The sequence below is a fragment of the Streptomyces sp. NBC_00239 genome (assembly GCF_036194065.1).
Taxonomy (GTDB): Bacteria; Actinomycetota; Actinomycetes; order Streptomycetales; family Streptomycetaceae; genus Streptomyces.
In genome coordinates this window covers 1,375,502-1,401,125 of sequence record NZ_CP108095.1, presented here as the reverse complement: position 1 = coordinate 1,401,125, position 25,624 = coordinate 1,375,502, and the positions used below count along the sequence as shown (strand labels likewise).

General features: G+C 73.3%; 17 protein-coding genes. 6 read left to right on the top strand and 11 right to left on the bottom strand.

The genetic code is table 11. From position 1 onward, the window contains the following. Positions 1-74: 74 nt before the first annotated feature. The 3 genes from OG764_RS06130 to OG764_RS06120 all read right to left on the bottom strand — a co-directional run bounded on the left by OG764_RS06130 (position 75) and on the right by OG764_RS06120 (position 8,388). The gene (locus OG764_RS06130) at positions 75-6,263 is read right to left on the bottom strand and encodes a DNRLRE domain-containing protein (protein WP_328967366.1); all 6,189 of its coding nucleotides are present in this window, start codon (positions 6,261-6,263) and stop codon (positions 75-77) included. Positions 6,264-6,623: 360 nt separating this feature from the next. Beyond that, entirely contained in the window at positions 6,624-7,853 is a 1,230-nt protein-coding gene (locus tag OG764_RS06125; RefSeq protein ID WP_328967365.1) for a cytochrome P450 family protein, read from the bottom strand. Positions 7,854-7,965: 112 nt separating this feature from the next. Beyond that, on the bottom strand, positions 7,966-8,388 hold the full coding sequence (locus tag OG764_RS06120; protein WP_328967364.1) for a carboxymuconolactone decarboxylase family protein: 423 nt from the start codon (positions 8,386-8,388) through the stop codon (positions 7,966-7,968). 53 nt (positions 8,389-8,441) lie between these two features. Here OG764_RS06120 and OG764_RS06115 point away from each other — a divergent pair, with 53 nt between their 5' ends. The 4 genes from OG764_RS06115 to OG764_RS06100 all read left to right on the top strand — a co-directional run bounded on the left by OG764_RS06115 (position 8,442) and on the right by OG764_RS06100 (position 13,076). After that, on the top strand, positions 8,442-8,969 hold the full coding sequence (locus OG764_RS06115; protein WP_328967363.1) for a MarR family winged helix-turn-helix transcriptional regulator: 528 nt from the start codon (positions 8,442-8,444) through the stop codon (positions 8,967-8,969). Positions 8,970-9,188: 219 nt separating this feature from the next. Then, positions 9,189-10,769: a S8 family peptidase gene (locus tag OG764_RS06110; RefSeq protein ID WP_328967362.1), complete on the top strand. Its 1,581-nt coding sequence runs from the start codon at positions 9,189-9,191 to the stop codon at positions 10,767-10,769. A gap of 89 nt (positions 10,770-10,858) precedes the next feature. Further along, positions 10,859-11,524: a response regulator transcription factor gene (locus OG764_RS06105; RefSeq protein WP_328967361.1), complete on the top strand. Its 666-nt coding sequence runs from the start codon at positions 10,859-10,861 to the stop codon at positions 11,522-11,524. An 88-nt stretch (positions 11,525-11,612) separates the two neighbouring features. Then, a complete protein-coding gene (locus tag OG764_RS06100; protein ID WP_328967360.1) occupies positions 11,613-13,076 on the top strand; it encodes a sensor histidine kinase in 1,464 nt (487 codons plus the stop codon). On the opposite strand, the gene OG764_RS06095 is transcribed toward OG764_RS06100, so the two are convergent. From OG764_RS06095 to OG764_RS06075, 5 genes are all read right to left on the bottom strand, one after another. Continuing rightward, positions 13,039-13,548, bottom strand: a complete 510-nt coding sequence (locus OG764_RS06095) for an SgcJ/EcaC family oxidoreductase (RefSeq protein ID WP_328967359.1) — start codon at positions 13,546-13,548, stop codon at positions 13,039-13,041. The two genes, OG764_RS06100 and OG764_RS06095, sit on opposite strands and share 38 nt — an antisense overlap. Positions 13,549-13,677: 129 nt before the next feature. Continuing rightward, positions 13,678-14,919, bottom strand: coding sequence for a type III PLP-dependent enzyme (locus tag OG764_RS06090; protein WP_328967358.1), 1,242 nt, complete (start codon positions 14,917-14,919; stop codon positions 13,678-13,680). Beyond that, on the bottom strand, positions 14,916-16,784 hold the full coding sequence (locus tag OG764_RS06085; protein ID WP_328967357.1) for an IucA/IucC family protein: 1,869 nt from the start codon (positions 16,782-16,784) through the stop codon (positions 14,916-14,918). Before OG764_RS06085 ends, OG764_RS06090 begins: the two co-directional genes overlap by 4 nt. A 79-nt stretch (positions 16,785-16,863) precedes the next feature. Next, complete coding sequence (locus OG764_RS06080) at positions 16,864-18,795, bottom strand: IucA/IucC family protein (protein WP_328967356.1); 1,932 nt, start codon at positions 18,793-18,795, stop codon at positions 16,864-16,866. Beyond that, positions 18,792-19,988: an ATP-grasp domain-containing protein gene (locus tag OG764_RS06075; protein WP_328967355.1), complete on the bottom strand. Its 1,197-nt coding sequence runs from the start codon at positions 19,986-19,988 to the stop codon at positions 18,792-18,794. The genes OG764_RS06080 and OG764_RS06075 overlap by 4 nt, the downstream gene beginning before the upstream one ends. Positions 19,989-20,187: 199 nt before the next feature. Here OG764_RS06075 and OG764_RS06070 point away from each other — a divergent pair, with 199 nt between their 5' ends. Both OG764_RS06070 and OG764_RS06065 read left to right on the top strand, forming a co-directional pair. After that, on the top strand, positions 20,188-21,075 hold the full coding sequence (locus OG764_RS06070) for a (2Fe-2S)-binding protein (protein WP_328967354.1): 888 nt from the start codon (positions 20,188-20,190) through the stop codon (positions 21,073-21,075). Positions 21,076-21,190: 115 nt separating this feature from the next. Next, the gene (locus tag OG764_RS06065; protein WP_328967353.1) at positions 21,191-21,832 is read left to right on the top strand and encodes a 2'-5' RNA ligase family protein; all 642 of its coding nucleotides are present in this window, start codon (positions 21,191-21,193) and stop codon (positions 21,830-21,832) included. A 113-nt stretch (positions 21,833-21,945) separates the two neighbouring features. Here the strand turns inward: OG764_RS06065 and OG764_RS06060 are convergent, their stop codons facing one another. The 3 genes from OG764_RS06060 to OG764_RS06050 are packed head-to-tail and all read right to left on the bottom strand — an operon-like array spanning position 21,946 to position 25,572. After that, positions 21,946-22,710: a hypothetical protein gene (locus tag OG764_RS06060; protein ID WP_328967352.1), complete on the bottom strand. Its 765-nt coding sequence runs from the start codon at positions 22,708-22,710 to the stop codon at positions 21,946-21,948. Then, positions 22,694-24,373 (bottom strand): vWA domain-containing protein, encoded by a 1,680-nt coding sequence (locus OG764_RS06055; protein ID WP_328967351.1) that lies wholly within the window; start codon positions 24,371-24,373, stop codon positions 22,694-22,696. The genes OG764_RS06060 and OG764_RS06055 overlap by 17 nt, the downstream gene beginning before the upstream one ends. Continuing rightward, positions 24,370-25,572, bottom strand: a complete 1,203-nt coding sequence (locus OG764_RS06050) for a hypothetical protein (protein ID WP_328967350.1) — start codon at positions 25,570-25,572, stop codon at positions 24,370-24,372. The genes OG764_RS06055 and OG764_RS06050 overlap by 4 nt, the downstream gene beginning before the upstream one ends. Positions 25,573-25,624 lie beyond the last annotated feature (52 nt).

Below are 25,624 nucleotides of genomic sequence, written 5' to 3'. Positions count from 1 at the left end.
CGGATACGGCGGAGGTGGGGGTGTCCTCGTCGGGCCGACAAGAGCACCCCCACCTTAATCAGGGAAACGGAAGGTTAGAGTCCGGCTGCGTCCAGACCCCAGCGCACGTAGTCCCAGGCCTGACGGCCGAGGTACCTGAGGATCGGCCGCCGCAGCATGTACACCCAGCCGCGGATGGTGCCTCCCCAGCGCCTGCGGATGTAGTACCAGCCGCCTGCTATGCCGGAGCCCGATACGAAGCCCCAGGCGAACTTCGAGCCCGCGGTGCCCCAGCTCCAGCACCGGCCCGCGCAGCGGTAGGCGTACTGGGCCAGCGCCATCGTGCCGCCGACCAGGCCCTCGCAGAGGACGGCCCACCAGCCGCTCATCCGGCAGACGATGTTGCCGAGGGCGAACTCCAGCGCCCAGAAGGTCTGCTCGCACCACCAGTTGCAGCCGCGCGCGGAGGCGCGCCCGTCCAGGTCGAACGAGTTGACCGGGTCACCGGGGTAGACGTACGCGTTCGCGTTGCCGCCGTACACCGGGTCGGGGGAGAGGAAGCGGCCGGTCTGCGCGTTGTACAGGCGGACGCCCATCAGCGTGAGACCGGACAGCGTCTCGGCGGAGCGCTGCTTGGCGCCCAGCCACCCGTAGCGGGTCGCCGCCTGGCCCGCGCGCGGGTTGCCGAACTCGTCGGCGTCGATGGCCACCGGCGCCTTGGAGACGTCCAGCGGGAGCTGGAGCGCCACGTCGCCGTGGATGGTGGTCATCTGGAGCGTGGTGTCGCCGGTCTTGCTCGTGGTGGCGCTGAGCGCGCTGCCCGCGGACGCGATGCTGCGGGTCAGGGTGCCCGCCGTGGCGTCCTCCACGATCCAGCGCGGGCTGTCCCCGTCCGCGTCGAAGTGGTTGACCTTCGAGGCGGTCGTGGTCCAGGTCGAGCCGGAGCCGGTCTCCTTCTTCCACGAGCGGAAGCGCAGCGTGGGGTCGAGCGACCAGGTCTGGCGCTCACCGCCCGCGGTCTGCTGGTGCACCAGGTCGTTGACGTAGTAGCCGATCGACCCGTGGCCCGGCAGCGACGTGGTGCGGCCGAAGGCGTCGTACACGTAGCCGGCGTCGACCAGGCGGTCGGCGCTGTCGTACGAGGACGTGGTGACGGTGCCCCCGGTGGCCGGGCAGTCGGCACCCGGGGTGCCCGTCGCCGTGGTCAGCGAGGTGCGGTTGGAGCGCGCGTCGAAGGCGTAGCCGCGCCGCGTGCAGACCGTGTCAGCGGTGTCCTCGACCGAGGAGAGCCGGCCCGACTTGTCGTACCGGTACGACTGGGCGGACCAGCCGGTGTGCGAGGCGACCTGCCCGTGCACCGACTGGGTGACGGTGTCCGAGTAGACCAGCGCCGCGTCGCTGTCACGCGTGTACACGCGCGAGGTGACGGCGCCCACGGTGTTGGACGACTGCCGCAGCGTGTAGCCGCCGGGCAGCTTCTCGCTGACGAGCTGGCCGTCGGCGTCGTAGCCCGCCTCGAAGGCGCCGGCCACCGAGTCGGTGGTCCGGACCGCGAAGCCGCGCGGCTCGACCGCGTGGTCGTAGGTGTACGTCACGGTGGACGGCACCGAGTCGCTCGACTTCACCGGACGGCCGAGCAGGTCGTACTCGGTCGTCGTACGGCCGCCGTCGGCGTCCGTGTACGCCACGGGACGGCCGAGCTTGTCGTACTCGCGGGTGACGGTGCCCGCCGTCGGGGAGGTCGTACGGACGACCGCTCCCGAAGCCGGGTCGTACTCGGTGGCCGTGTCGGGCATGGCCTGGCCGAGGCCGCCGGTGGTCTTCACCGAGTTGACGCGGCCGGCCGCGTCGTGGCCGATGGTGGTGGTGCGGGTGCTGCCGTTGGCGGTCTCGGTGACCTTGGCCGCATTGCCCCAGCGGTCGTACTCGGTGGTCTTGACGGGCATCTGCGAGGGCTGAGAGCCGCCGCCGGTGATGGCGCCGCCCGGACCCGTGGAGCAGACCATGCCGGCCCACTCCGGACGGCCCTGGCAGGTGCCGGTGCCCGTGGCCGACCAGTAGGTCGTCACGCGGGTCGCCGCGTCGGCGCCGTTGGCGCCGGGCAGCAGCTGCTTGACGATCCGGCCCTCCGCGTCGGTCTCCGTGGAGGTGGTGACCGCGAGGCCGGAGGGGTCCACGACGGACTTCAGGGGGATGCCCTTGGTCCAGTCGAACACCGTCTGGGTCTCGGTGGTCTCGCCGAGGACGGTCGGGTGCTCACGCACCTGCGCGCCGGCGGTCACCTTGGTGACCTGGCCCTTGATCTTCGCGGAGCCGTCGGTGGGGCGGCCCGCGTCGTACTCGTTGACGGTCCAGGCGCGGGCCGTCACCGAGGTGCCGGAGCCGACCAGGACGGTGGCGCCGGACTTGAGGTCGGAGGTCAGCTCGACCCGCCGCAGCGGCCCGAACTGCTCCAGCTCACGGCTGCCGTCCTCGCTGTACACGGTGCGGGAGGACAGCAGCTCGGCCCGGTCGGCGCTGCTCAGCTGGGCGATGCCCAGGTCGGCCTGGACGGCCCGGTCGGCGGCGGTGAGGCCGAGCGCGACGGCGCGGTTGCCGGCGGTCAGCTCACGGACGGCGTTGCCGAAGTGGTCGTTCTCGCCGGTGGTGATGTGGCCGCCGGGGGCCGCGGAGTTCACCGCGCGCGCCGATGCGCCCAGGTAGGACACGGTGGCGCGGGCGTAGTCGCCGGCCGTCAGCGCGTCGCCGGAGTTCGAGGCGGGCACGGAGTCCGCCTGGAAGACGGCGGTGGCGTCGGTCGGGGCGTCGGTCTGGCCCCACGCCTTCACGTCGGCGGCGCCCATCGCGTACGGCGCCTTGGCACCGGTCAGCGGGACGTCGTAGACGACGGTCGTGGTGGCGGTGCCCTCCTGGACGTCGGTCGTGCCCTGCTTCAGTCCGGCGCGGGACGCCTTCAGGAGCATGCCGTCACCGGCGGCGGAGCTGTTGCCGGCCTTGCCGTAGGTGAACGTCCACGGCAGCTGGCCCGGCACGTCGTACCAGTTCACCCGCCCGGCGCTGTCGTACGAGTACTGGGTCTGCGCGATCTGGCCCAGCCGCGGGTCCCAGCTCTGCCGGAGCCGGCCGGACAGGTCGTAGCGGAAGGTGGAGACGGCGGTCGCCGTGGCGGCGGCCGCTCCCGGGTCGGTCGCCCAGAGCCGGATCTCCTTGACCTGGCCGGCGAAGTCGCCGAAGTCGGCGGACACGGAGTGGCCGGTGGCGGTGGTGGAGGTCGCGTAGACGAACTCCATGACCCGGCAGCCCTTGACGGACGGGTCGGCGGCGCACGTGGCGGCCGACGCGGCGGAGGTCGGGGCGATGACCCGCTTGGGGCGCGCCAGCTTCTTGCCGTCGACCGTGACGGTCTCGGAGACCACGCTGGTCGTCGAGTTGCCGATGCCGGCGGCGAAGCTGCTGGATGCCTGCCACGTGGTGGCCCCGGCGTCCGGCTTGGTGAACTCGGTGACGTTGCCGCTGCTGTCCGCGAGGGTGAAGCTGCCGGTGACGGAGCCGGTGAGGACGAACTCCTCGGAGCCGGCCTCGGGGATCCAGCCGTTCTGCGCCGCGTTGGCGGAGAAGTGGACGGCCGTGCCGTCCGTGAGGACGACGTCGACGGCGGTGCCGGACACCTTGCGGACGTGGCTGTAGTTGGCGTCGGTCAGCTCGGCCGTGGTGCCGGAGACCCACTCCTTGCCGTAGATGGCCGCCTGGCCCTCCGAGACGCCCGCGCCCGGCTGACGGGACGAGGTCGAGCGGGAGGCGGAGAGGCCGAAGGCGGACGCGTCGGACGCCGACAGGGCGAAGTCACCCGTCAGCAGGTTGACCGTACCGGGGCCCACCTGCTCGGAGGCGGCGCCGGAGGCGTTGCGGTCGACGATGACGGACAGCGGCTGGGTGGCGCCGATGGCGGAGTTGGGGCCGGTGAAGTCGGCCTTGATCTGCACGGTGCCGTCGGGGTTGACGGTGTCGGTGGCGTTCCAGACGAGTCCGGCGTTCTTGCCGCCCACGAGCGGGACGGGCCACGCGGTCAGCGGGGTGCCGCCGGAGGTGACGTCACCGGCCGGGATGGCGGTCCAGGCGTCGGCCTCGGAACGGCGCCACGAGAAGGACACCTTGTCGTACTTGCCGCCGTCGGCCTCCGCGGTCAGCGGGAGGCGGCGGGCGGTGCGCTCGCCCTCGGCGGGCTGCACGAAGCCGCCGGGGCCGGCGTGGAAGGTGTACTCGGCGGCCTCGGACCGGTTGTCGGCCTTGTCGACCGCGCGGACCTGGAGGGTGTGGGTGCCGTCCTTGGGCGGGGCGACGGTGATGGCCTTCGCGCCCGCGGCGCCGCCGGTGGCGACCTTGGTCCAGGTGGCGCCGTCGAGGGACCACTCCAGCCAGTTGTGGTCGGTGCCGTTGGGCGTGACGTTGAAGACGCCGTTCTGGCCGGCGCCCTTGACCCACGACGTGGACGGGTAGTCCGTCGAGGTGATGCCCGTGGGTGCGGAGGGGGCGGAGGTGTCGACCGTGAAGGTCTTCCAGGCCGACCAGCCCAGGTTGTAGTGCGTGCCGTCGTAGGAGTTCGTACGGAACTTGTACGTCTTGCCGTTCGTCAGCACCCCGGCGGGCACGGTCACCGAGGCGACCTGCCCGGAGGGCACGAACGGCGAGACCAGCACGTTGCCGACCTGCGTGTCGGTGACCGAGTCGAAGATCTGGAACGTGCCGTCGACCTTGTCGCCGTTGGCGTCGACGAAGGTGTCCCGCAGCGTGGGCGTGGTGGTGTTGACCACGTAGCTGCCGCTGTACGAGAAGAACGGCGGGCCGGCCTCCTGCTTGGTGCCCGTCTTCGGCCGGTAGTTGTACGTGACGGTCAGCTTGGGCGGGTTCGAGGCGGCGTTGGCGGAGTTGACCCGCTTCCACTGCTTCGTGTTGTTCTCGTCGGTGGCGCGCAGGCCCATGCCCGCGTACGCCCACTTGTTGTTCGACCAGTGCTGCACCAGGTTCGTGACGTTGGAGTTGATCCAGCCGTCGGCGGTGCAGGCCGCGTTGCCCTTGGTCTCGGTGGAGGTGGCCATCTTGGTGACCATCGACGGCTGGTTCGTCCAGCGCGAGGCCGTGGACGCGTTGTTCGCGGTCCACGCCTCCCAGGGCTGGGCGGTGCAGTCGGTGTTGCCCGAGTGGAAGTTCCACAGCGACAGCGTCGCGGAGGAGATCAGCGCGTCCGCGACCGGAGCCGTGTTCCACGTGATGAAGGAACGCGCGGTACGGAAGGTGCCGTCGGCGTTCTTCGTGCCCGGGTTGCCCAGGTCCAGCTCGGTGTCGTTCGACCAGTCGACCGTCTCGCCCTGCTGGACGTACGTGTCGAAGAGGTTGCCCAGCGTCGACGTCGACGGGTCGACGGTCACCGGGTACTTCGTGGCGGGGTCCGCGAGGAACTTCGCGTCCGGGGTCAGGACCAGGTCCACGCCGCCCTTGGCCTTGACGACCTTCAGGCCGACCTTCGCCCGGTGGGTGTGCTCACCCGAGACCTTGTCGACGGTCGCGTCCCACATCACGGGGGCGGGCATGACCGCGGACTTCCTGGTCTTCTTGTCCGTGAAGAGCAGGCTGCCGTCCTTCTGCTGGACGACCTTCAGGCCCTTGGTCCGCAGCGGCAGGGTGTACGAGAACCCGGCCGCGGGCTTCGCCTTGACCTGGACGAACTGCTCGAAACCGGTACGGGTGGCCTCGACGACCACGTCCGCGCCGGGCACGGCGTTCTCGTAGGTGGCGCGGGTGCCGTCCAGCTTCGGGGCCGGCAGGGCGCCGCGCCACTGGAGGGTGATCTGCTGGTCGCCCTCGCCGAGGGTGACCAGGTCCGCGGCGGGGGCGGCCTGAGCGGCCTTCAGCGACGCGGCCCGGGAGCCGGATCCGCCCGCGAGCCGCAGCCCGCGCGGGTGGGCCTTGGGCGCGACCGAGCCGTCGGTGCGCCGGGCCAGGCTGACGTCGACGTCACGCCAGTCGTCGCTGAGGCCGTCCTTGTAGCGGATCGGGCCGGCCGACAGCTCGGTGGTGAGCGACCCGTCCTTGTTGACCCACGTCGTCGAGGTCTCCGTGCGCTCGGAAAGCGCTTCGACCCGCTTGCCCGACAGCCGCGCGGCCACGCGCGCGGACGCGATGTCGCGGGCCGAGTCCGGCGTCTGGACCTTCGGCTTCGCCTTGGCCGTGCGGTTGGGCGGTGCGGCGACGGCGGCCTCGGCTCCGTAGAGCGTCGACAGCGACATCACCAGTGCGAGGCCGGTCGCGGTGGCACGGATGCCACCCGGTCCGCCTCTCAGTGAACGGGTACGCCGAAGAGGCGCACCCGCAAAACGGGATCGCAAAATTACCCCACGATTTGATCAAGAAACAGAGAGGTCGCGTGCATCACACGAGCGACCGAACTGGAACCTAATGTTCCGTTCGAGATCAAAAAAGGAGCGAAGTGGGGCCGATGCGGACATCATCGGGCACAGCCGTTATGCGATCTTCATCTCGCAGGGCGTGGCGAAGGGTTGAGGAGCCGCACGCGGACGGCGGGGGCAGGCGAATCCGCCCGCCCCCGCCGTCCCGCGCGCCGCACGACCGGCCTGCCGGTTACCGCACTAGACCGTCCGCTCCCGCCCGAGCCGTACGGGCAGGGTGAGGGGGCCGTTCATGATGAAGGACGGCATCGGCACCAACTCGTCGTCCGACACGGCGATCGCCAGGTCGGGGAACCGGTTGAAGAGCGCGGGCAGCGCGACCGCGGCCTCCATCCGGGCCAGCGGCGCGCCCATGCAGAAGTGCGCTCCGTGCCCCAGCGACAGGTGCGTCTTGTTGGGGCGGGTGATGTCGAAGCGGTCGGCGTCCTCGCCGTGCAGCTGCGGGTCGCGGCCCGTCGCGGCGAAGCCCATCAGGACCGGGTCGCCCTTGCGGATCGTCACCCCGCCGAGCTCCACGTCCTCGGTCGCGAACCGGAACGGCAGCTGGTTGATCGGCGACTGCACCCGCATGACCTCTTCGGCGACCTCTTCCCAGGCCACCTCGCCGCTCAGCGCCAGCTTCAGCTGGTCGGGGTTGGCGAGGAGGTTCTTCACCGCGTGACACAGGAGGTTCATCACGGTCTCGGAGCCCGCGCCGAGCATCAGGAACAGGGTGCCGACCAGCTCCTCGTGCGTCAGCCGCTGACCCTCGGACGCCGCTTCGATCAGCACGCTGGTCAGGTCGTCGCCCGGCTCGCGGCGCTTCGCGTCGACGAGGTCGCCCAGCGCCTGGTGCCAGTGCGCGACGTTGGCGGCCGCCTCCTCCTCCGTGAGCGAGGTGCTGGTGGTCACCTCGCCGCCGCGCAGGACCTCGGCGCGGGACTCGGCGGGTACGCCGAACAGGTCGCAGATCACCGCGGCGGGCAGCGCGTACGCGAACTTTCCCTTCAGGTCGACGACTTCGCCCTCCGGCACGGCCGCCAGTCTGTCGAGGAGCTCGGTGGTGATGGCCTCGACCATCGGCCGGGTCGCGGCGACCCGGCGCGGGGTGAAGGCCTGTGAGACGAGCCTGCGCAGCCGGCTGTGGTCGGCGCCGTCGTGGGTCGTCATGTTGTCCATCACGACCCAGCTGATGAGCGGCCAGTCCGAGGGGATCTCGCCGGCCGCGAAGGCGGGCCACGCCTGTGGGTTCTTCACGAACCGCGCGTCGTTCAGCACCTTCTTGGCCAGGGCGTGGTCCACCACGGTCCATGCCGAGACGCCGCCAGGGAGCTCCACCGAAGCCACCGGCCCCTGCGAGCGCAAGAGCGCGTTCTCAGCATGTACGTCCGTGCCGTTGCGGTCGAGCGCGTAAGGGCAAGCAGTCGCCATCGGGATGCCTCCAGAGAGTCGAGGCTTCGACCCTAGAAACCACGCCGCCCCCGGACATCTTCAGGATTGCTCTCGCCCCCTCCCACCTGCCCGAGTAGCCCCGACCCGGCCGCTAGGCGGCGCCCGTGAAGCGGTTGGCGAAGGTGGAGACGGTGTACGTGCCGATGCCGAGGACGACTTCCAGAGCGTTGCGGCGGGTGTAGCCGTGGGCCTGGAAGGCGGCGAGTTCCTCCTCGCTCACGGCGCCCGAGGAGGCGAGCACCTGGAGGGTGAACCGGCGTACCGCGTCGAGGCGTTCGGGCTCCGGGGCCGGGCCGAGCGCGCCGAGCTTGGCCTCGTGCATGTCGACGCACAGGTGGCACTGGTTGCGCGCGGCGACGGTGAGGATGACGGTCTCGCGGGAGTGTGCGTCCAGGGTCGTGGACTCGAACATCTCGCTGAGCTTGAGGAAGCCGTCGAGGGTCTGCGGGGACTCCTTGAGCAGCGCGACGGCGCGGGCGGTGCGGGCGGACAGGTCGGACGGATCGGCGGTCATGCATCGTCTCCCGGAGAGGTGTGCGTCGAGTGGGACGCGCTAGAATCGACAACATGGTTGACCATGCTGATGAGGAAAAAGTAAACCAGGTTGTCGATTCGGGCAAGGGGATTGACGACACTCCCGGCTTCGAGCTGCCCCTGCTGCTCTTCGGCGGCTTCCGCACCCTCATCGACCGCCTGCACGTCCGGCTCGCCGAGGAGGGCCACCCCGGCCTGCGCCCCGCGTACGGCTTCGCCCTCCAGGCCATCGGCGGCCACGGCGCGACCGCCAGCGACATCGGCCGCCGTCTGGGCGTGTCCAAGCAGGCCGCCGGCAAGACCGTCGACCGGCTGCTCGGCCTCGGCTACGCGGAGCGCGCCGACGACCCCGCGGACGCGCGCCGCAAGCTCGTACGCCTCACCCCGCGCGGCCGCGACGCCCTCATGCGCTCCGCGGCCGTGTTCGACGAACTGCGCGCCGAGTGGGCGGCCGCGCTGGGCGCCGGGCGCCTGCGGGACGTCGAAGCCGCCCTGCGCACCGTCGTCCCGGCCGAGACCGCGTTCCGCCTCGACGCCGGCAGCTGGCTCGGCGGCGCCTGAGGCCCGGACGTCGGAGGGTCGCACGAGTGCCGTCGGGGGCCGCCGTAGCGCGGGGCGGCTGCCGGCGTGGGGCCTGCCTGATTTCGCGCGCTCTGTCAACACCCAAGCGTAGAAGGGAAGTTGCGTGCGTGATATGCCGCTGGCGCCCTTGCCTCACCGCGGGTGTGCAGCCACTCTTGCGGGCGAGGGGCCGCAGGGGGCCCCAGGGGGGAGTACTCCATGTACGCCACAACGAATTCGCGGCGCAGGCCGCTCGGCGTGGTCGCGCTCGCCGCGGCCACGCTGCTGTCCGGGGCCATCGCCGCCCCGGCCGCGGCCGGCCCGCCGCCCGAGGGCGTCGTCGCCAACGCGGACGCGCCCGGCACCGTGCCGGGCAGCTACATCGTCATCCTCAACACCGCCCGCGCGAAGTCCCAGTCGTCCGCGGGCCGTTCGGTCGTGGAGCGGTACGCCGGGAAGATCCGTCGGACCTACGACACGGCGCTCAACGGCTACGCGGCCGAACTCAGCGCGCAGCAGGCCCGCCGACTGGCCGCCGACCCGGCCGTGGCCCAGGTCGTCCAGGACAGCGTGGTCCACGCCGACACCACCCAGCCGAATCCGCCCTCCTGGGGGCTCGACCGCATCGACCGGCGCCGCAAGCCCGGCCTGGACAAGAAGTACATCCACCCGACCGCCGCGAACGGCGGAGCGGGCGTGACCGCGTACATCATCGACACCGGAGTCAGCCTCAGTCACCACGACTTCGGCGGGCGCGCCCGGTCCGGGTACGACGCGGTGAACCCGGGGACCCCGGCGGAGGACGAGCAGGGCCACGGCACCCACGTGGCGGGCACCGTCGCCGGCACCACCTTCGGCGTGGCCAAGAAGGCGAAGATCGTCGCCGTGCGCGTGCTCGACGCGAACGGCTCCGGCACCACCGCACAGGTCGTCGCGGGCATCGATTGGGTGACCCGGAACGCCGTCAAGCCGGCCGTCGCCAACATGAGCCTGGGCGGCTCCGCGAACACCGCCCTCGACACGGCCGTCCGCAACTCCATCGCGAAGGGCATCACCTACGCCGTCGCCGCCGGCAACGAGAACAAGGACGCCTCGACCAAGTCGCCCGCCCGGGTGACCGCCGCCCTCACCGTCGGCTCCACGCAGACCGACGACCGGCGCTCGGACTTCTCCAACTACGGCGCCTCGGTGGACCTGTTCGCACCCGGTTCGGACATCACCTCGGCCGCCTGGTGGGACGACGACTCCTCGACCACGCTGTCCGGGACGTCGATGGCCGCGCCGCACGTCGCGGGAGCCGCCGCCCTCTACCTCGCCACCCACCGCACGGCCTCCCCGGCCACCGTGGCCGCCGCCGTGAAGGCGAACGCGACGACCGACGGGGTCTGGGACCGCGGCGCCAACTCGCCCAACCGGCTGCTGTACGTCGGCACCACGGCGCAGAAGCCGGTCGGTCCGCGCTTCACCAACACCGCCAACTACGCGTTCACGGGGGAGCGCGCCGCCCACTCGCCCGTCACCGTCACCGGCGTCGCGGGCAGGGCGCCGAAGAACCTGGAGGTCGCCCTCCACGTCAAGTTCCCCGCGTGGGGCTTCCCCGACCTCGCCCTGATCGCCCCGGACGGGACCGCCTACCCGCTCAGCGTGGCCGAAACCAGCTGGTACATGGCGGACCTGGGCGGTGTATGGACCGTCAACGCCTCCGCGGAGGTGGCGAACGGGAAGTGGAAGCTGCGCGCCCGCGAGTACCCGGGTGCGGGCCACTCGGGCTACATCAACAGCTGGACCCTGCGCTTCTGACCGCCCCCGCCGCCCCGGCCCGCCCCTCCCGCCGGCGACCGCACGTCGCCGGCGGGAGGGGCACCCGCGGTTCGAACTAGAGTCCCCATGTGCATGTACTGCTGGTGGAAGACGACGAGCCGGTCGCGGAATCACTGCGCCGGGGCCTGCTGCGCTACGGGTTCGAGGTGGAGTGGGTCACCACGGGAACGGCGGCGCTCGCCGTCGCCACCCCGTACGACCTCGTGCTCCTCGACCTCGGACTGCCCGACACGGACGGCCTGGACGTCTGCCGCGCGCTGCGCAGCCGCGGCGACGTCCCGATCATCGTGATCAGCGCGCGCAGCGACGAGACCGACCGGGTCGTCGGACTGGAGATCGGCGCGGACGACTACGTCTCCAAGCCGTTCGGGCTCCGCGAGGTGATCGCCCGGATCCGCGCGGTCATGCGGCGGGCCCGGCCGGCCGCCGAACAGCAGGGGCCCAGCCGGTACGGCGCCCGCCTGACCGTGGACCGAAAGGCGGCGCGGGTCCGGGTGGACGGCACCGAAATCGCCCTGACCCCCAAGGAGTACGACCTGCTCGCCTTCCTCACCGAGGAGCCGGGCGCCCTGATGTCCCGAGAGCAGATCATGGAGGCCGTCTGGGACGCCAACTGGTTCGGCCCCACCAAGACCCTCGACGTGCACGTCGCGGCGCTGCGCCGCAAACTCGCCGGGGCGGTGGCCATCGAGGCGGTACGGGGCGTGGGCTTCCGGCTGGTCCTGGCGCCGTGACCGCCAGGGTTCACCGCCTCACGGCGCCCGCCACGGCACCTCGCCGGGTCGTAGGACCGCGCGAGTACGTCCGGTACGGGGCCCGCACGTGATCAAGCGGCTGATCGTCAGCTATGTCCTCCTGGTCGGCGTGGCGCTGGCCGCGTTCACCGTGCCCGTCGCCTTCACGCTGACCGCCCAACTGCGCGGCGACACCGAGGAGTCCGTACGCCGCGAGGCGACCACCATGGCGCTGCTCCTCGGCAACGGCAACGGCGACGAGCCGGCCCGCCAGGCCCTGGCCAGGATGGCCGGCGCGTACGCCGACGAGACCCCCGGGACCGTCGAGGCGGTGACCTCCGGCCGCACCGCCGTACCACCGCTGCCCCTGCCGCGGCACCCGGCCGACCCGGCCTTCCGCGCGGCACTGCGCCAGGGGAAGACCACCGTCGACTGGGGCGCCCGGTGGGTCTGGGGGCCGGAACTGGTGGTCACCGTCCCCGCGCACGTCCGCGATCCGGCGGACGGGCAGGACCGCGTCGCCGGCGCCGTGCGCATCCGCTACGAGACCGCCACGCTCACCGACCGGCTCTGGCGGATCTGGGGATTCCGGGCGGTCCTCGCGGTCGCCGTGCTGGCTGTCGCGGCCGGGCTCGGCGCCATCGTGGCCCGGCTGCTGACCAAGCCGCTGCGCCAGCTCAACGACATGGCCAGCCGGTTCAGCGACGGTGACCTGACCGCGCGTTCCCCCGTCACCGGACCGCACGAGACACAGACCCTGGCCCGGACCCTCAACCAGGGCGCCGAACGCCTCGACACCCTCGTCGCCTCGCAGCGGATCTTCGTGGCCGACGCCTCGCACCAGCTGCGCACCCCGCTGACCGCGCTGCGGCTGTCTCTGGACAACATCGCGGACGGGGTGGACGACCCGTTCGTCCGCGAGGACGTGGAGCAGGCCACCGCCGAGGTGGTGCGGATGAGCCGCCTGGTCAGCGGCCTGCTGGTGCTGGCCCGCGCCGAGGCCAAGGTCTCCGCGCCCGAGCCGCTGGCGCTGCGCGAGCTGCTGGAGCAGCGGCTCGGCGTGTGGCGGCCGGCCGCCGACGAACGCAAGGTGACCATCGTGCTCACCGGCGACGCCGACGACCGGCTGCGGGTCCTGGCGGGCCCGGGCAACCTCGACCAGGTGCTCGACAACGTGCTGTCCAACGCCCTGGAGGTGTCACCCGACCGGAGCACCATCACCGTGCGCGTGGAAGGGGGAAGCGCGGAGGAGACGGTGCTGGAGGTCGCCGACCAGGGGCCCGGCATGTCCGCCGCCGAACAGTCCCGCGCCTTCGACCGCTTCTGGCGGGGCCAGGGGCTGACCGGGCGGACCGGCTCCGGGCTGGGGCTGGCCGTCGTCCGGCAGCTCGTGACGGACGACGGCGGCAGCGTGTCCCTGCGGGACGCCCCCGGCGGCGGACTGTGCGTACGGATCACGCTGCGGACCAGTCCGCGGACCGGGCCGCGTCCGGTGTCCGAGGGCCCCCGCCGGCTCAGCCCTCGGCCGGCAGCACCGAGGAGTGGTGGTTGACGATCAGCCACCGGCCGTCGCGCTTCTCGTACTCGTACGTGTAGCGCGCGTCGACGGTCGTCTTCGCACCGGTCTTCGGGTCGGTCAGGTGGAAGCGGTACAGGCCCGCGTCGATCGCCGAGTTCCGGTCCAGGATGTTGATCACCGACCGGATCTTCTGGCCCTTGGGCTTCTTCTGCAGGAAGTGCTCGAAGTAGTCGACGATCTCCGCGCGGGTGGTGCGTATCCTCGGCGAGGCGGTCGGCAGCAGGACCGCGTCGCGGGCGTAGCGGTCGGCCACCTTCCGGGCGTCGCCGCTCTGCAGCGCTGCGTTCCACCGGTCGAACAGTGCGGCGACCTCGCGCTCGGTGGGCCGGTCGGGCGTGCCGTCCGTCTCGCCCGCCCGGGCCACGCCGACTCCTACGGTGACGGTGCCGACGGCCACCAGCGCGGCTGCGGCGATACCGGCGCGGGTGCGGTGGGTGCGCTTCATCGGAACTCCTGCTCCATGTCGACCACGGTCGAACGCAGTTGCGTTCGCCGGGTCCCACCCTCCCCTTCCGTTGGTTAGCCCCCGTGCAGCGGACGGCAAAGAGGGGCACAAGGCTCGGCCAAGCCGGGCCTACGGCGGCGTGAGGAAGTGGAAGCCGGGCCGCGGGTGCATCAGGAAGTCGTGGTGCGAGATGTTCCAGGCGTACGCGCCCGCGAGGGCGAAGGCGACCCGGTCGCCGACGCGCAGCCCGGGCGCGGGCACGTGCCGGGACAGCAGGTCCTTGGGGGTGCACAGCTGGCCGGCCAGGGTGACCCGCCCGCCGCCGCCGGCGGCGGGCCGCGGCCAGGGGTGCGGCCACGCGTCCACGGGGAGCACGGTGCAGGGCTGGTCGTGGCCCTTCGTCGCCGGCGTGCGCAGGTGGTGGGTGCCGCCGCGGACCACCGCGAACTCCTCCCCGTGGCTGCGCTTCACGTCGAGCACCTCGGTTGCGTACCAGCCGCAGTACGCGGTCACCGCGCGCCCCGGCTCGATCCGCAGCGTGAGGTCCGGGTGCGCGTCCGCGAGCCGGCCCAGACCCGCCCCGTACGCCGTCCAGTCGAAACGGCGCTCCGGGGCCGCGTAGTCGACGCCCATGCCGCCGCCCACGTTGACCTCGGCGAGCCGGGTCCGGTGGCGGGCCGCGAGATCGGCGGCCCAGCCGACGACCGACGCGGCCACCGCGAGCTGCTCCGGGGCGTCGAGGCCGCTGGCGAGGTGAGCGTGCACGCCCAGCAGCCGCAGCTGCGGGCAACTGCCGTCGGTGAGAAGCCGGATGGCGGTGTCCGCGTCGGCCGGGTCGAGCCCGAAGGGCGTCGGACGGCCTCCCATGGCCAGCGAACTCCCTGCCAGCGAGGCGGCGGCGAGGGGGAGGTTGAAGCGGAGCAGCACCCCGGCGCGGGGGGCGTCCCGGCGGCCGCCCGCCGCGGGGGCGGTGCGGGCGGCGAGCGCGGCGAGTACGCGCAGCTCGTGCAGGCTCTCGACGTGGAACCGCGGCACGCCGAGTTCGAGGGCGGCGGCGAGCTCGGCGGGCGTCTTGCCCGGCCCGCTGAAGGCGAGCGGGCGACCCGGAACGGCCTCGGCCACGTGGGCGAGTTCGCCGCCGGAGGAGACGTCGTAGCCGTCGACGTACGGGCTCAGCGCGGTCAGGATCTCCGGCTCCGGGTTGGCCTTCGCCGCGTAGTACAGCTCGACCCGCCCGGGGAGGGCGGCCCGTACGGCGGCCGCGTGCCGCCGAAGGGCCGTCAGATCGTAGAGGTAGGCGGGTAGTTCGGTGGCGTCGAGGGCGAGCAGCCGGTCGCGCACCGCGGGGGTGGGGGCGGCGGGGTGGGTCATCGGGCGCTCCGGGGGTCGTGGTGGCCGTGGGCGAGGGGCGGGCGGTGCCCGGCGAGCGGGGAGTCGAGCCGGACGTAGCCGGCGTGGCGGTCGGCCTTGCGCTCCCAGCGGGTGAGCAGGTTCGCCTTGGCGGGCAGCGGCGCCCCCGCCAGGAGGGCGGCCAGCGGCGGCGGGCAGCCGTGCCGGTCGGCGTACGCCTGGAGGGTGGCGCGGACCAGCGCCCACAGGGCGTCCTCGGACGCCGGGTGCAGGTCGGCGAGGGCGGCGAGCACCTCGGCGACATGGTTGACGAGCAGGCAGTACACGACCCGGTCCCAGCCGCGCCGGGCGTCGTACGCCATCGGCTCCGCGACCTCGGCCGGCAGCGCGGCGAGGCGGTCCGCGTGCCGCTCCGGGACCAGCTTGGTGCCCTCCAGGTCGCGGAAGATCACCTGGACCGGCCGGCCGTCCCCGTCGACGCAGACGACGACGTTCTGCAGGTGCGGCTCCAGGACCACCCCGTGGTCGAAGTACGCGGCCAGGACGGGCGGGACGAGCAGGCCCAGATAGGCCGCGCACCAGTCGAGCGCGGCCGGCGCGGAGGCGGCCGCCGGCAGCCGGGAGACGTGCCCGGGGCCCGTGGGGTACTCGTCGGCGACGGCCGCGGCGAGCAGCGCGGTGGTGCCGGGCAGCTGCCGGGCGGGCAGGCCCTCCCGCACGATCACGCCCAGGCCTTCGAGGAGGGAGCGGTCCGGGGAGCCGTCGGCGCCGGGCAGGGCGACGCTGCGGTAGGCGGGCTCGCGGAGCATCGCGGTGCCGGGGAAGCGGGCCTCCAGGTCGGCGAGGACCGGGCCCAGCAGGCGGGTCAGGGCGACCGCGCCGGAGAGTTCGTAACTCGCGTTCTTCCGCAGGCAGTTGGTGATGCGGATGTTGAGGCTGAACTTCAGGAAGGTGGCTCCGTCGTACAGTGTGCGCACCGAGGCGGTGGCGGCGAAGGGGCGTCCGCCGAGCCCGAGGTCCAGGATGTCGCCGCGGTCGAACGCCGCCCGCAGGAGCGGGTGTCGGGACAGCATGTCGAACTGCCACGGGTGCGCGGGCAGCAGCCGGTACCCCTCGGGCACGTCGGCGCCGGCCGCCCGGTCGAGCGCCCCGGCCGCCCCCTCGGCGGCGGTCTCCTGGGCGATCAGGTGCTCGCGGACGGCGAGGTGGCGCAGCCGGAAGCAGGAGCCGGTCTCCGGCGCGTACGCGAGCCACGAAGCGGTGTCGCCGGTGCGGGCCTTGGGCGTGGGGTGGAAGCGGTGCCCGAACACCAGCGACTGCTCGGACTCCAGGTACGCGGCGAGCGCGTCACCGTCCCCCGGGCCGCGTGTGCCGGCTGCCGCGCGTGCGGCGCGTACGGAGAGTGCGGCCGCCACGGCCCGGTGGCTGGAGGCGACCTGCTCCGGGAACTCCTCGTTGTGCACCCCGGTCCGCAGGGCCAGTTCGTCGTGCACGTACCCGGCCAGCCGGCGCCAGCCGACCTCGGCCCAGCCGTCGCCCCGCCGTTCCCGCACCGGCCCGGTGAACCGGTGCGAGCCCAGCAGGGACGTACGGCGCAGCCCGGCACGCAGCAGCACCCCGCGGCGGGGCAGGCGCAGCAGTACGTGTCCGTCGGCCACGGCGGTCTGCTGCTCCGGTCCGGACAGCTCGCGCAGCAGGCAGTTCAGCAGGGTGTGGGTGACCGCCTCGTCGGCGGTGGGCAGCCCGGCCGGTGCGGCTGACGGGGCGGCGCCCGGCCGCGCGCCGCCGCGCCGCGCTGCCGCTGCGGCGGTGCCGGTGACGGTTGTGGTGGTACCGGTCGTGGTGGCGGCGGTGGTCGTCGTGCCGATTGCGTCGGTCAGGGACATCAGCGGCTCCAGCGGGTGCGGAGTGAGCGGAGGAGGCAGGGAGAGGGAAGGCCCGGTCCGGGGCCGCGCACGCGCGCGCTCATTGCGGACCCGGCGCTCTCAGCAGGTAGTTGGGGCCCGTGGTGTAGTGCTTGTTGATGTCGGCGGCGCCCGAACGCTCCTTGCTGAGCAGGGTTCCGGCGCTGACCATCGCCTTCACGGGCAGGTGCGGGGCGTCCAGGACGCGGGCGCGCAGGACGGCCCCGGGCTCGCCCGGCCCGGTGCCGAGCCGTTCGACGGCCTCCGCGAGCCGGTCGCGTACGAGGCCCAGGAGCGTGCTCGCCGCCGCGCGGCCGTGACGGGCCAGCCCGAAGGCGTACGAACCGGCGCACAGGTGCAGGGTGATCGTGGTGAACACGTCGGTGAGCGGCCGGTCGTCGTCGCAGAGGATGCGGGCGTCGTCGAAGCCGAGCGGGGCGTGGGAGCCGAGCGTGGCGCGCACCCTGGCCGGGTGGACGCGCGGGCTGTCGTTGTCCTTGAGCAGCAGCCGCATGCGGGTGCGGCCGTCGGGGCCGCGGTCGAGGACGAGCGAGATGTTCTGCTGGTGCGACTCCAGGGCGATGCCGTGGCCGAACAAGGTCGTCTGCCAGTCGAAGAGCAGCCGCAACTGGGCGTCGAGCAGGGCGAGCGGGTCGCCGCCGTAGAACCGGTCGGCGAGGTGGTCGATCACCAGCCGCCCGCCGGGGGCCTCGGCGAGCAGCGCGGCGAGCGGGGTGACGACGGCGTCGTCGAGGCCGGCCGGGTGCCGGCGGCAGAGCACGGCGAGGAGCTCGTGGCCCGCATGGGCGTGGACGGTCTCGTCGGCGTGCAGGACGGCGTCCCGGAAGCGCGGTTCGCGGGCGATGACGGCCTCCAGCAGGCGCTGGCCCGCGACCCCGTCCTTCAGGAATCCTGGCCGGATCGTCCGGCGGTTGCGCAGCCCCAGGGTGGCGGTGGCCATCGGGACCTTGAGGTGCAGGGTGGGGTCGCCGGTGACGGCGACCGTACGCATCGACAGGGTCGGGACGACGTCCAGGTACGGGCGCTCCGCGAGGACCGCCCGGCCGGCCAGGCCCGCGGCGTCGAGCGCCTCGCGCAGGGGTGCGCCGACGGTGAGCGGGTGGACGGGCAGGGCGAGGTGGCTGCGGTCGAGCGCGGGCAGGCCGAGCGCGGCGGGGGTGGGCCACGCGGCGGGCAGCGCGTCCGGCCCGCCGGCCACGGTGAGCTCCCGGTGCGGCACGGCGATCCAGCGTAGCCGGAAGCCCGGGTGGAACTCGGGTGCGTAGGCCTGTAGTTGCCCCTCGGTGAGGCCGGAGCGGCCGCGCGCGGTGGGATACACCGGGTGGTCGAGGCGGGCGGCGAGAGCGTCGTGGGCGAGCCCGCCCGCCAGGCCGGTCCAGTGGGCCGGGTCGGGGCCGTGGGCGGCGGTCAGGGCGGCGGCCGCCTCGTCCCGGGTGCGGGCGTGCAGGCGCACGGTCGCCAGGGTCTGGCCGCATTCCTCCGCGAAGGCGTCGAAGCCGCCCCGGTCGGCGGGGTCCGCGAGCGCGCGCAGGGCGCCGAGGATCTCGTCGTGCGTGGCGAGTTCGCGGCCGTCCGACTCCCGTACGAGCAGCGGAAGTCGGGCCGTGTAGGCGCCCTGGTAGCCGTCCTCGACGACGGGGAGGAGCCAGGCGTCGCCGCCGCGTCCGCCGCCTCCGCCGTCTTCGGGTTCTTCCCCGCCGCCGGTGTCGCCGATCTCGCCCGTGGGGTCGGTGGGGTCAGTGGGGTCGGTGGGGTCGGTGGGGCCGGTGGAGCGGGTGCCGCCGAGAGCGCCCGGCCGTCCGTCCGTCGGCAGTCGCAGCCAGCGGCCGTCGGCGCGGTCGACCGCGGTGGTGCGGGTGCGCAGCCCCGCGACGTCCTCCCGCAGCAGCGCGCCGAGCACGCGCAGCAGCAACTCCGCCCCGGCGGTGTCGGCGCGGGCGGCCTTCGTGGCGGCCCGGTGGGCGCCGCTCACGGGGTGATCTCCCAGCGCTGGGCCGCGAGGTAGCCGGCGGCGACCCGTTCGACGGTCGCCCGGTCCGTGTCCCTTCCGACCGCGCGCAGGATGCCGAGGTAGTCGCGGTTGGTGTGGTGCAGCGGGTGGCGTTCCCCCACGGCGCGCAGCGGCCGGTACGTCAACTCGACGCCGTCCACCCGGAGATCGGCCGGGCCTGGCGCGGCGGTGAGCGTGCCGGCCCGCCGGGCGTACGGGTAGTCGACGAGCGCGGCGCCGCCCCGGCGCATCCCGAGGTCGGCGGGCAGCGGCTCGCCCAGATGGGTCCGCAGGACGTGCTCGAACAGCGGGATGTCCAGCAGTCGGGCGAGCATCAGGTCGATCTGGTCCCCGGCCGCACGGTAGTTGACCTCGACGAGCCGTGCCCGGCCGTCCGCCACCACGAACTCGGTGTGGCAGATGCCGAATCCGACGCCGAGGGCGTCGAGTTGGGCGAGGACCTGCCCGGTGACCGGTTCGGGGTGCGCGTCCACGAAGGTGCAGCGCTCCTCGACGAAGTGCGGGAGCGCCGACACCCGGGTGCGGAAGCCGCCGAGGACGTGGCGGCCCCGGCCGTCGCCGAGCGTCTCCAGGGTGCACAGCTCACCGGCCAGATACTCCTCGACCACCAGCGCCGAGCCGGGCCGCCGGGCCTGTATCTCCTTGCACTGCAGGACGAGTCGGTCCGGCCCTTCGACCAGTACGACGTCCTCGCTGGCCACGCCCTCACGCGGCTTGACCACGCACGGGTACGGCACGTCGAGGGAAGCGAGCCCGGACGGGTCCGCCCCCGCGGGCAGCTCCGCCGACCACACCGCGTCGAGCCCGCTCGCGGCGAGCCGGCGGCGCATCTGCGCCTTGTCCTTGGCGTGCAGCGCCGCCCGCCAGTCCTTGGCAGGAAGGCCGAAGTAGTCGGCCGCCAGGGCCGCCTGGGTCTGGAGGTGGTCGCTGTTCGTGAACACCGCGTCCGGCGGGCGGTGGGCCGATATCCCGGTGATGACCGCGCGGAAGTCGCGTACGTCGCACTCCAGGACCTCGATGTCCGGGGCCGACCGGCGGTGCGCCCCGGGCTGGTCGGTGAGCACGGTCACGTCGAGGCCGAGCCGGGCCGCGGCGGGGAGGAACCCCTCGGTGACCGAGTCGGTGGGGTTGAGTGCGAGCAGGTACAACCGCATGGGCCGAGCCCCTTTTCCATCCTGAGCTGTGATGAGCGGCCGACGGCGAGGATCGGCTTCGGTGAGTCAGCCCTTGGCCTCAACTCCTGTCCGAGACATGAGGGCTGACGTGCAGTCGTGATCATAATCGGTGCGTTAAGGTAAGGCTTACCTACTCTCCTCGTACCGGAGTCCTCGTGCCGCACCTGATCGAGAACCGATGACCGCGGTCCCCGGCCTCGCGCCGCCCCGACACCCCGCCCTGGACGCTGCCGCCACGCTCGCACGGACCTACGGCCGCCTCGCCGCCGTTTGCGAAGCCCTGGAGGTCCGGGTCGCCACGACCGGGGCGCCGCGCCCCGGACACTGGATCGACGGCGCCCGGCTGAGCAGACCGGCGGCTCCGGCGGCTCCGCACGCCCGGCACGCCCTGGACGCCTTCATCGCCGCCGAAGCCGCCCGCATCCGGGCGGCACACGGGCACGAACCCCGCCCCGACGTCGCCGCGTCGCGCGCGCTGCACGACTACCTCTGGTCCGTCAGCCTCCTGATGAGCGGCGCCTGGTACCTGGAGCGGCGCGTCCCGCGCATCCGCCCGCGCGAGGTGCGCGTCGACCTCGCCACCGCCGCGTACGAGATCGTCCCGGGCAACGGCTTCGCGTGCCTGCCCGGCGACCCGTCCGCGCACCTCCCGGGTGCCCGCGTGGTGTCCGGCGAGGAGGCGCTGCGCGCCGAGCTGCGGGCGGCCGTCGCCGATCACGTACGGCCCCTGCTGGCCGCCGCCGGGCCGCGGGTCCGGCGCCGGGACCGCGCCCTGTGGGGCATGGTCGCCGACGACCTGGTCTCCGGGATCTGGTACCTCGGCCGGGCCCTCGGACAGGAGGAGCACGCGGTACGGGAGGCGACCGACCTGCTGCCGACCGCCATGGCGCCGTTCCCCGGAGGGGCCGACTTCCGGCGCCTCCAGGACCGCGCCGGGCGCCTGCACCCGACCCGTACCCGCCTCGGCTGCTGCATGTACTACACCCTGGAGGCGGCCCGCGCCTGCGCCACCTGCCCCCGAACCTGCGACGCGGAACGCCTGCGGCGCATCGAGAACCCCGCCTGACCGCGGGCGCCCGTCCGCCCTGGCCGCCCGTCCGTGGGGCCTCGGCAGGCGGCTTGAAGCTGCCCACCGGATGAGAACACCCGTCCCGGGCAGGTGGCGGGGCTACCGTGGAGGTGTGGACGGGATCACCCGTGGCGACCCGGGAACGCCGGGCGTCTTCGAGGTCGGGGCCACGCCGCGGACCGCCGTCGCGTGGCTTCCGCCGGCGGAGCTCTGGCCGGCCATCCAGTCCATCCGCGAGGAGCACGATCCGCAGATCCGGCGGTGGCCGCCCCACGTGAACCTGCTGTTCGGCTTCGTCCCCGAACCGGACTTCGAGGCGGCCGCCCCGCTGCTGGCGGCCGCGGCGGCCGAGTGCGCGCCCTTCACCGCCCGGCTCGGCGGGGTGCACAGCTTCCGGCACCGCGACTACGCGACCGTGTGGCTCGACCCCGCCGCGGCCGGTCCGGCCCCCTGGACCGGCCTCCGGGACGCGCTGGTGGAGCGCTTCCCCCGCTGCCGCGGCCGCTCCGACCGCTTCACCCCGCACCTCTCCCTCGGCCGGACCCGCGACCCGCACGGCCTGGCCGCGGAGTGCGCCGCGCGGCTGGGCAGCACGTCGGTGCGGGTGGCGGAGGTGGTCGTGCTCTCACGCCGCGGCGCCGGGCCGATGCGTGCGCGCGCCACGATCGCCCTCGGCACGGGCACGCTGCACTGGCAGCCGCCCCCGCGGACGCCGGCGCCCCCCGTCGGACCCGCCAGCCCCTCCGGCGATTGAGGAGCGGGTCCGGGCTGCCCGGTGCCCGGCGTCAGCCGGGTTGCTCGGGGCTCCGCACCAAACCCCGCGCATCAAACGCCGGAGAGGCCGAAGGCAGCGCCGGGGCGGCGGGGTCAGCGGAAGATGGCCATGGCCTGGACCTCCAGGACGCCCTCGTCAGGGTTCCACTCCTGGACCTTGCCCAGACAGCGCGCCGAGAACGCCCCCCGGGGAACCTGCGTGCGCAGCCCCTCCGTGACGCAGGTGACGCGGACACGCGGACCGCGGGAGGGGTCGGCCGGGTCGCCGTACGGGGCGAGGAAGGCGGTCGAGCCGGCTCCCGCGGCACCCTCGCCCGTCGTGCGGAACCGGCCCCGGATCAGGACGAAGCCCTCGACGTCCCGCAGCCGGACGGTGCTCCGCACGTCGGATGCCGTCCGCAGCAGCGCGGTGCTGCGGGTGACGGACCGGCTCGGGAGGTCGACGTGCACGATGACGCGCTTCTCCTCCAGCACCTTCATGATCAGCCCGATCACCGAGATCGGTTCCGCGACCTCCAGATAGCGGCTGACGATCTCGGTGTTCTCCTTGCGGCCGCCGTCCGCGCCGACGCCGAAGACCTTTGCGCGGACCGTGCCGTCCTTGCTGTCACTGGTGCGCTGTTCCACCTCCTTGCGCAGGGCGGCCGTATAGCCGCGCATCTGGTAGTGGTCCATGACCGTCCTGTCGTGCAGGTAGAAGCAGATGCCGTCCGTGATGTCCTGCGCGGCGGCCCGCCGCGCCCGGCCCAGCCGTACCGACGCCACCGTCAGGAGCGCCGCGAGGCCCGCCCCGGTGGCCGCCCACAGCAGCATCCAGGGCCACCAGACGGCCCACCACGCTTCACTCGTGACACCCACGGATCTCCTTGAACGCATCGAGAAGGGACTGCCCGGTCGCGTCCGCCATGTGCCCGCCGGTGGCCCGGGCCGCCCGGTCGAGCTCCCGCGGGTCGGCCCCGCCGTAGCGGACGGTGTACGTACGGACCGCGCGGGCGGCCGGCGGCAGGGCGGCGTACCGGGCGAGGAACGCGTCGAGGTTCATCCCGGCGTTGCTCTCGCCGTCGGTCATGAGCACGATCGACACGCGCCGCCCGGGGTCCTTCGCCACCGCGTCGGCCGCCGTCCGGTAGCCGTGGTCGAGGGCCGACCACACGGCGGTCCCCGCGTCGAAGCGGTCCTCGGCGACCATGCCGCGCAGCCGCGCCAGATCGGGCGCTCCCGTGTACGTCACGCTCCGCTCGTCCAGCACGCGGCCGCCGAAGCGCACCACGGTGATGGTCTCGCCCCGGTGGAACCGGACGAACTTGCCGGAGCTGGAGTCGTCCGCGCCGCCGAGCCCGTCCATCGTCGCGCGCAGGCCCGCGATCCGGTCGCCGCGCATGGACGTGGAGAAGTCGAGCAGGAAGATCACCCGGGGCGCGCGGCCGCTCCGCGCACTGCCGTAGTCGGCCAGCAGCCGCTCGACGACCTCCTGACTGTCGGGGAAGTACAGGGCGTTGCCCAGCGGAGCGCGCAGCACGGGTACGCGGGTGATGTCGGGGTCGACCGGCCGGCGCAGCGTACGGTCCATGATCTTCTGCTGTACCGGTCCGCTCCGCAGCCACGACGTCAGCCGGTCGTACGCGTCCCGCTTGGCGGGGTCGAGCAGCATCAGCGGGTAGTCGGACAGCACGATGCCGTCCTTCGGATAGACGATCTCCAGCGGCGTGCGCAGGGTGCCCGCGCGGTTCAGCGCGAGCAGCTCGGATTCGTACGTGATCAGCGCGTCGAGGCGGGCCGCGTTCCGTACGTACCCGTCGGCGAGACGGCCGGAGGAGTCCTCGGTCAGCGCGTGGCCGGAGAAGAAGCCGCGCAGCCGGTCGCAGGAGACGTCCTGCGGGCGCAGCGCGCTGCCGGTGCCCGCGGCGGCGGTCGCCACGCCCACCAGGGCGGCGAGCCCGCTGTTGGACCTGCGGGGGTCGGCCATCGCGTACTTCAGCGTGCCGTCCGCCGCCGCGTCCGCCACGTCCGCCCACGACAGCTGCCCGTCGGGGGTCGCCCGCCGCAGCCGCTGCGCCACCTCGGGCTTCATGCCCACGACGACGGGGGAGCGCATGATGCTCGTCGACAGCGGGGCGTCCGCCTGGCGCCCGCCCTCCTTCAGCAGGAGCTGGAAGGGGCGGGAGGAGGAGAGCCAGGCCAGGTCGTGCCGGTAGCGGCCGGAGGCTAGGGACGCGGCGGCCTCGACGGTGCCCTGGTACTCCATCGCCAGCGTGATGCCGGTGTCCCGGCGAAGGTCTTCGAACAGGGGCTGCATGTCGGCGAGTTCGGATCCGGCGAGCACCCGCAGGGTCACCGGTTCGTCCCGGCCCGGCGCGCATGCGGAGAGGGTGGCCAGCACCCACAGGCAGGCCAGCGCGACCGCGACCGCGACCGCGGCCCGGCGGCGCCGGCCGGCCGGGTGACCAGGGGTCAGGGGGGAGCCGGGAGCATCGGCGGTTCCGGGGGCGCCCGGTACGCCCGGGGGACCGGGCGCCGTCACGGCGCCCCCTCCGGGAGCTCCGCGGGCGGGCAGCCGCCCACGACCGAGATCATCTCCTCCAGGTAGCGGATCCGGGGTACCGGAGCGCGCGTGTTGTCGCGGCGCAGGGCCGGTACCGGGATGCTCCGCTCGGTCAGGAAACGTGACAGCCGGTCGCCGGCGACCTCGCCGGCCGGGTCCAGGATCCGGAAGCCCAGCTCCGTCGCACGCCGGCGCAACTCCGGGTCGGTGTCCATGAGTTCGCCGAGCCGCTCGCCCTTGCCGTTCAGGGCGATGAGCTGGGGCTGGGTGACGAACTGGCTGGAGGGGTACAGCAGTACCCGTTCCGTGTCGAGCCGGTCCTTCTCGGCGCGGTGCCGGACCTGATAGGTCAGGTACTGGTGCTCGTACGCCACGACCACCGGGGCGATCCCCTTGCCCTCCGGTGACACGTACGTCTTGAACACGTCGGCCGCGGGCAGGCCCTGCTCCATGAGGTGCTGGACGGACTGTGCGCGGCTGCGCGCCTCCTGCACGGTGGAGGGTACGTCGGGGCCTTTGCCGCGCCAGGTGAAGGAGACCAGCGCCAGGTAGGTCCCGGCCGAGTTGGAGCCGCACACGTCGGGGCTCTGGGTGACGATCCGGTTGGCGTTGGAGATCCCGTGCCGCTGGATCCGGAGCTCGTTCCAGCGCCGCCCCTCGTGGATTTCGGTGAGGAACTTCTTCATGTCCAGCGAGTAGTAGAGCGGCGGGTCCGAGCCCTCGGCGGGCAGCGGAGCGGCGATGCCGGCGCCGCGCAGGGTCTCGGCGTACTCCCGGTACGTCGCGAGCACGATGGGGCTCACGAACGGGCGGTGCACCTTGGCGTACAGGCCGTCCCTCGCGCGCATCCCGGTGATCAGGTCGCCGGCCGGCTGGCCGGAGGGGAAGACGAAGTCGTAGTCGGCGAGGTCCCGCAGGGCGACCTCGCGCGAGCCCGAGCTGGTGATGTGCACCTCGATGCGGTGCTTCAGCAGGATCCGCCGGACCTCCTCGTCCTCGAAGAAGTCCCGCTTCGAGGCCATCTTCCCTTCGAGCACCACGACGCGCTCGAAGGGCAGCAGCAGGTTGCCCGACACGGCCAGCGTCGCGATCCCCGTCAGCACGGCGGCCAGCCCCGGCAGGAAGAACATCAGCAGATCCCGCCGCGACCACGACCCCGACGGCCGGCGTACGGTCATGCGGGGCTCCTCGACCCCGGGTCTCTCCTCGACAGCCACGTATGCCCCCCAG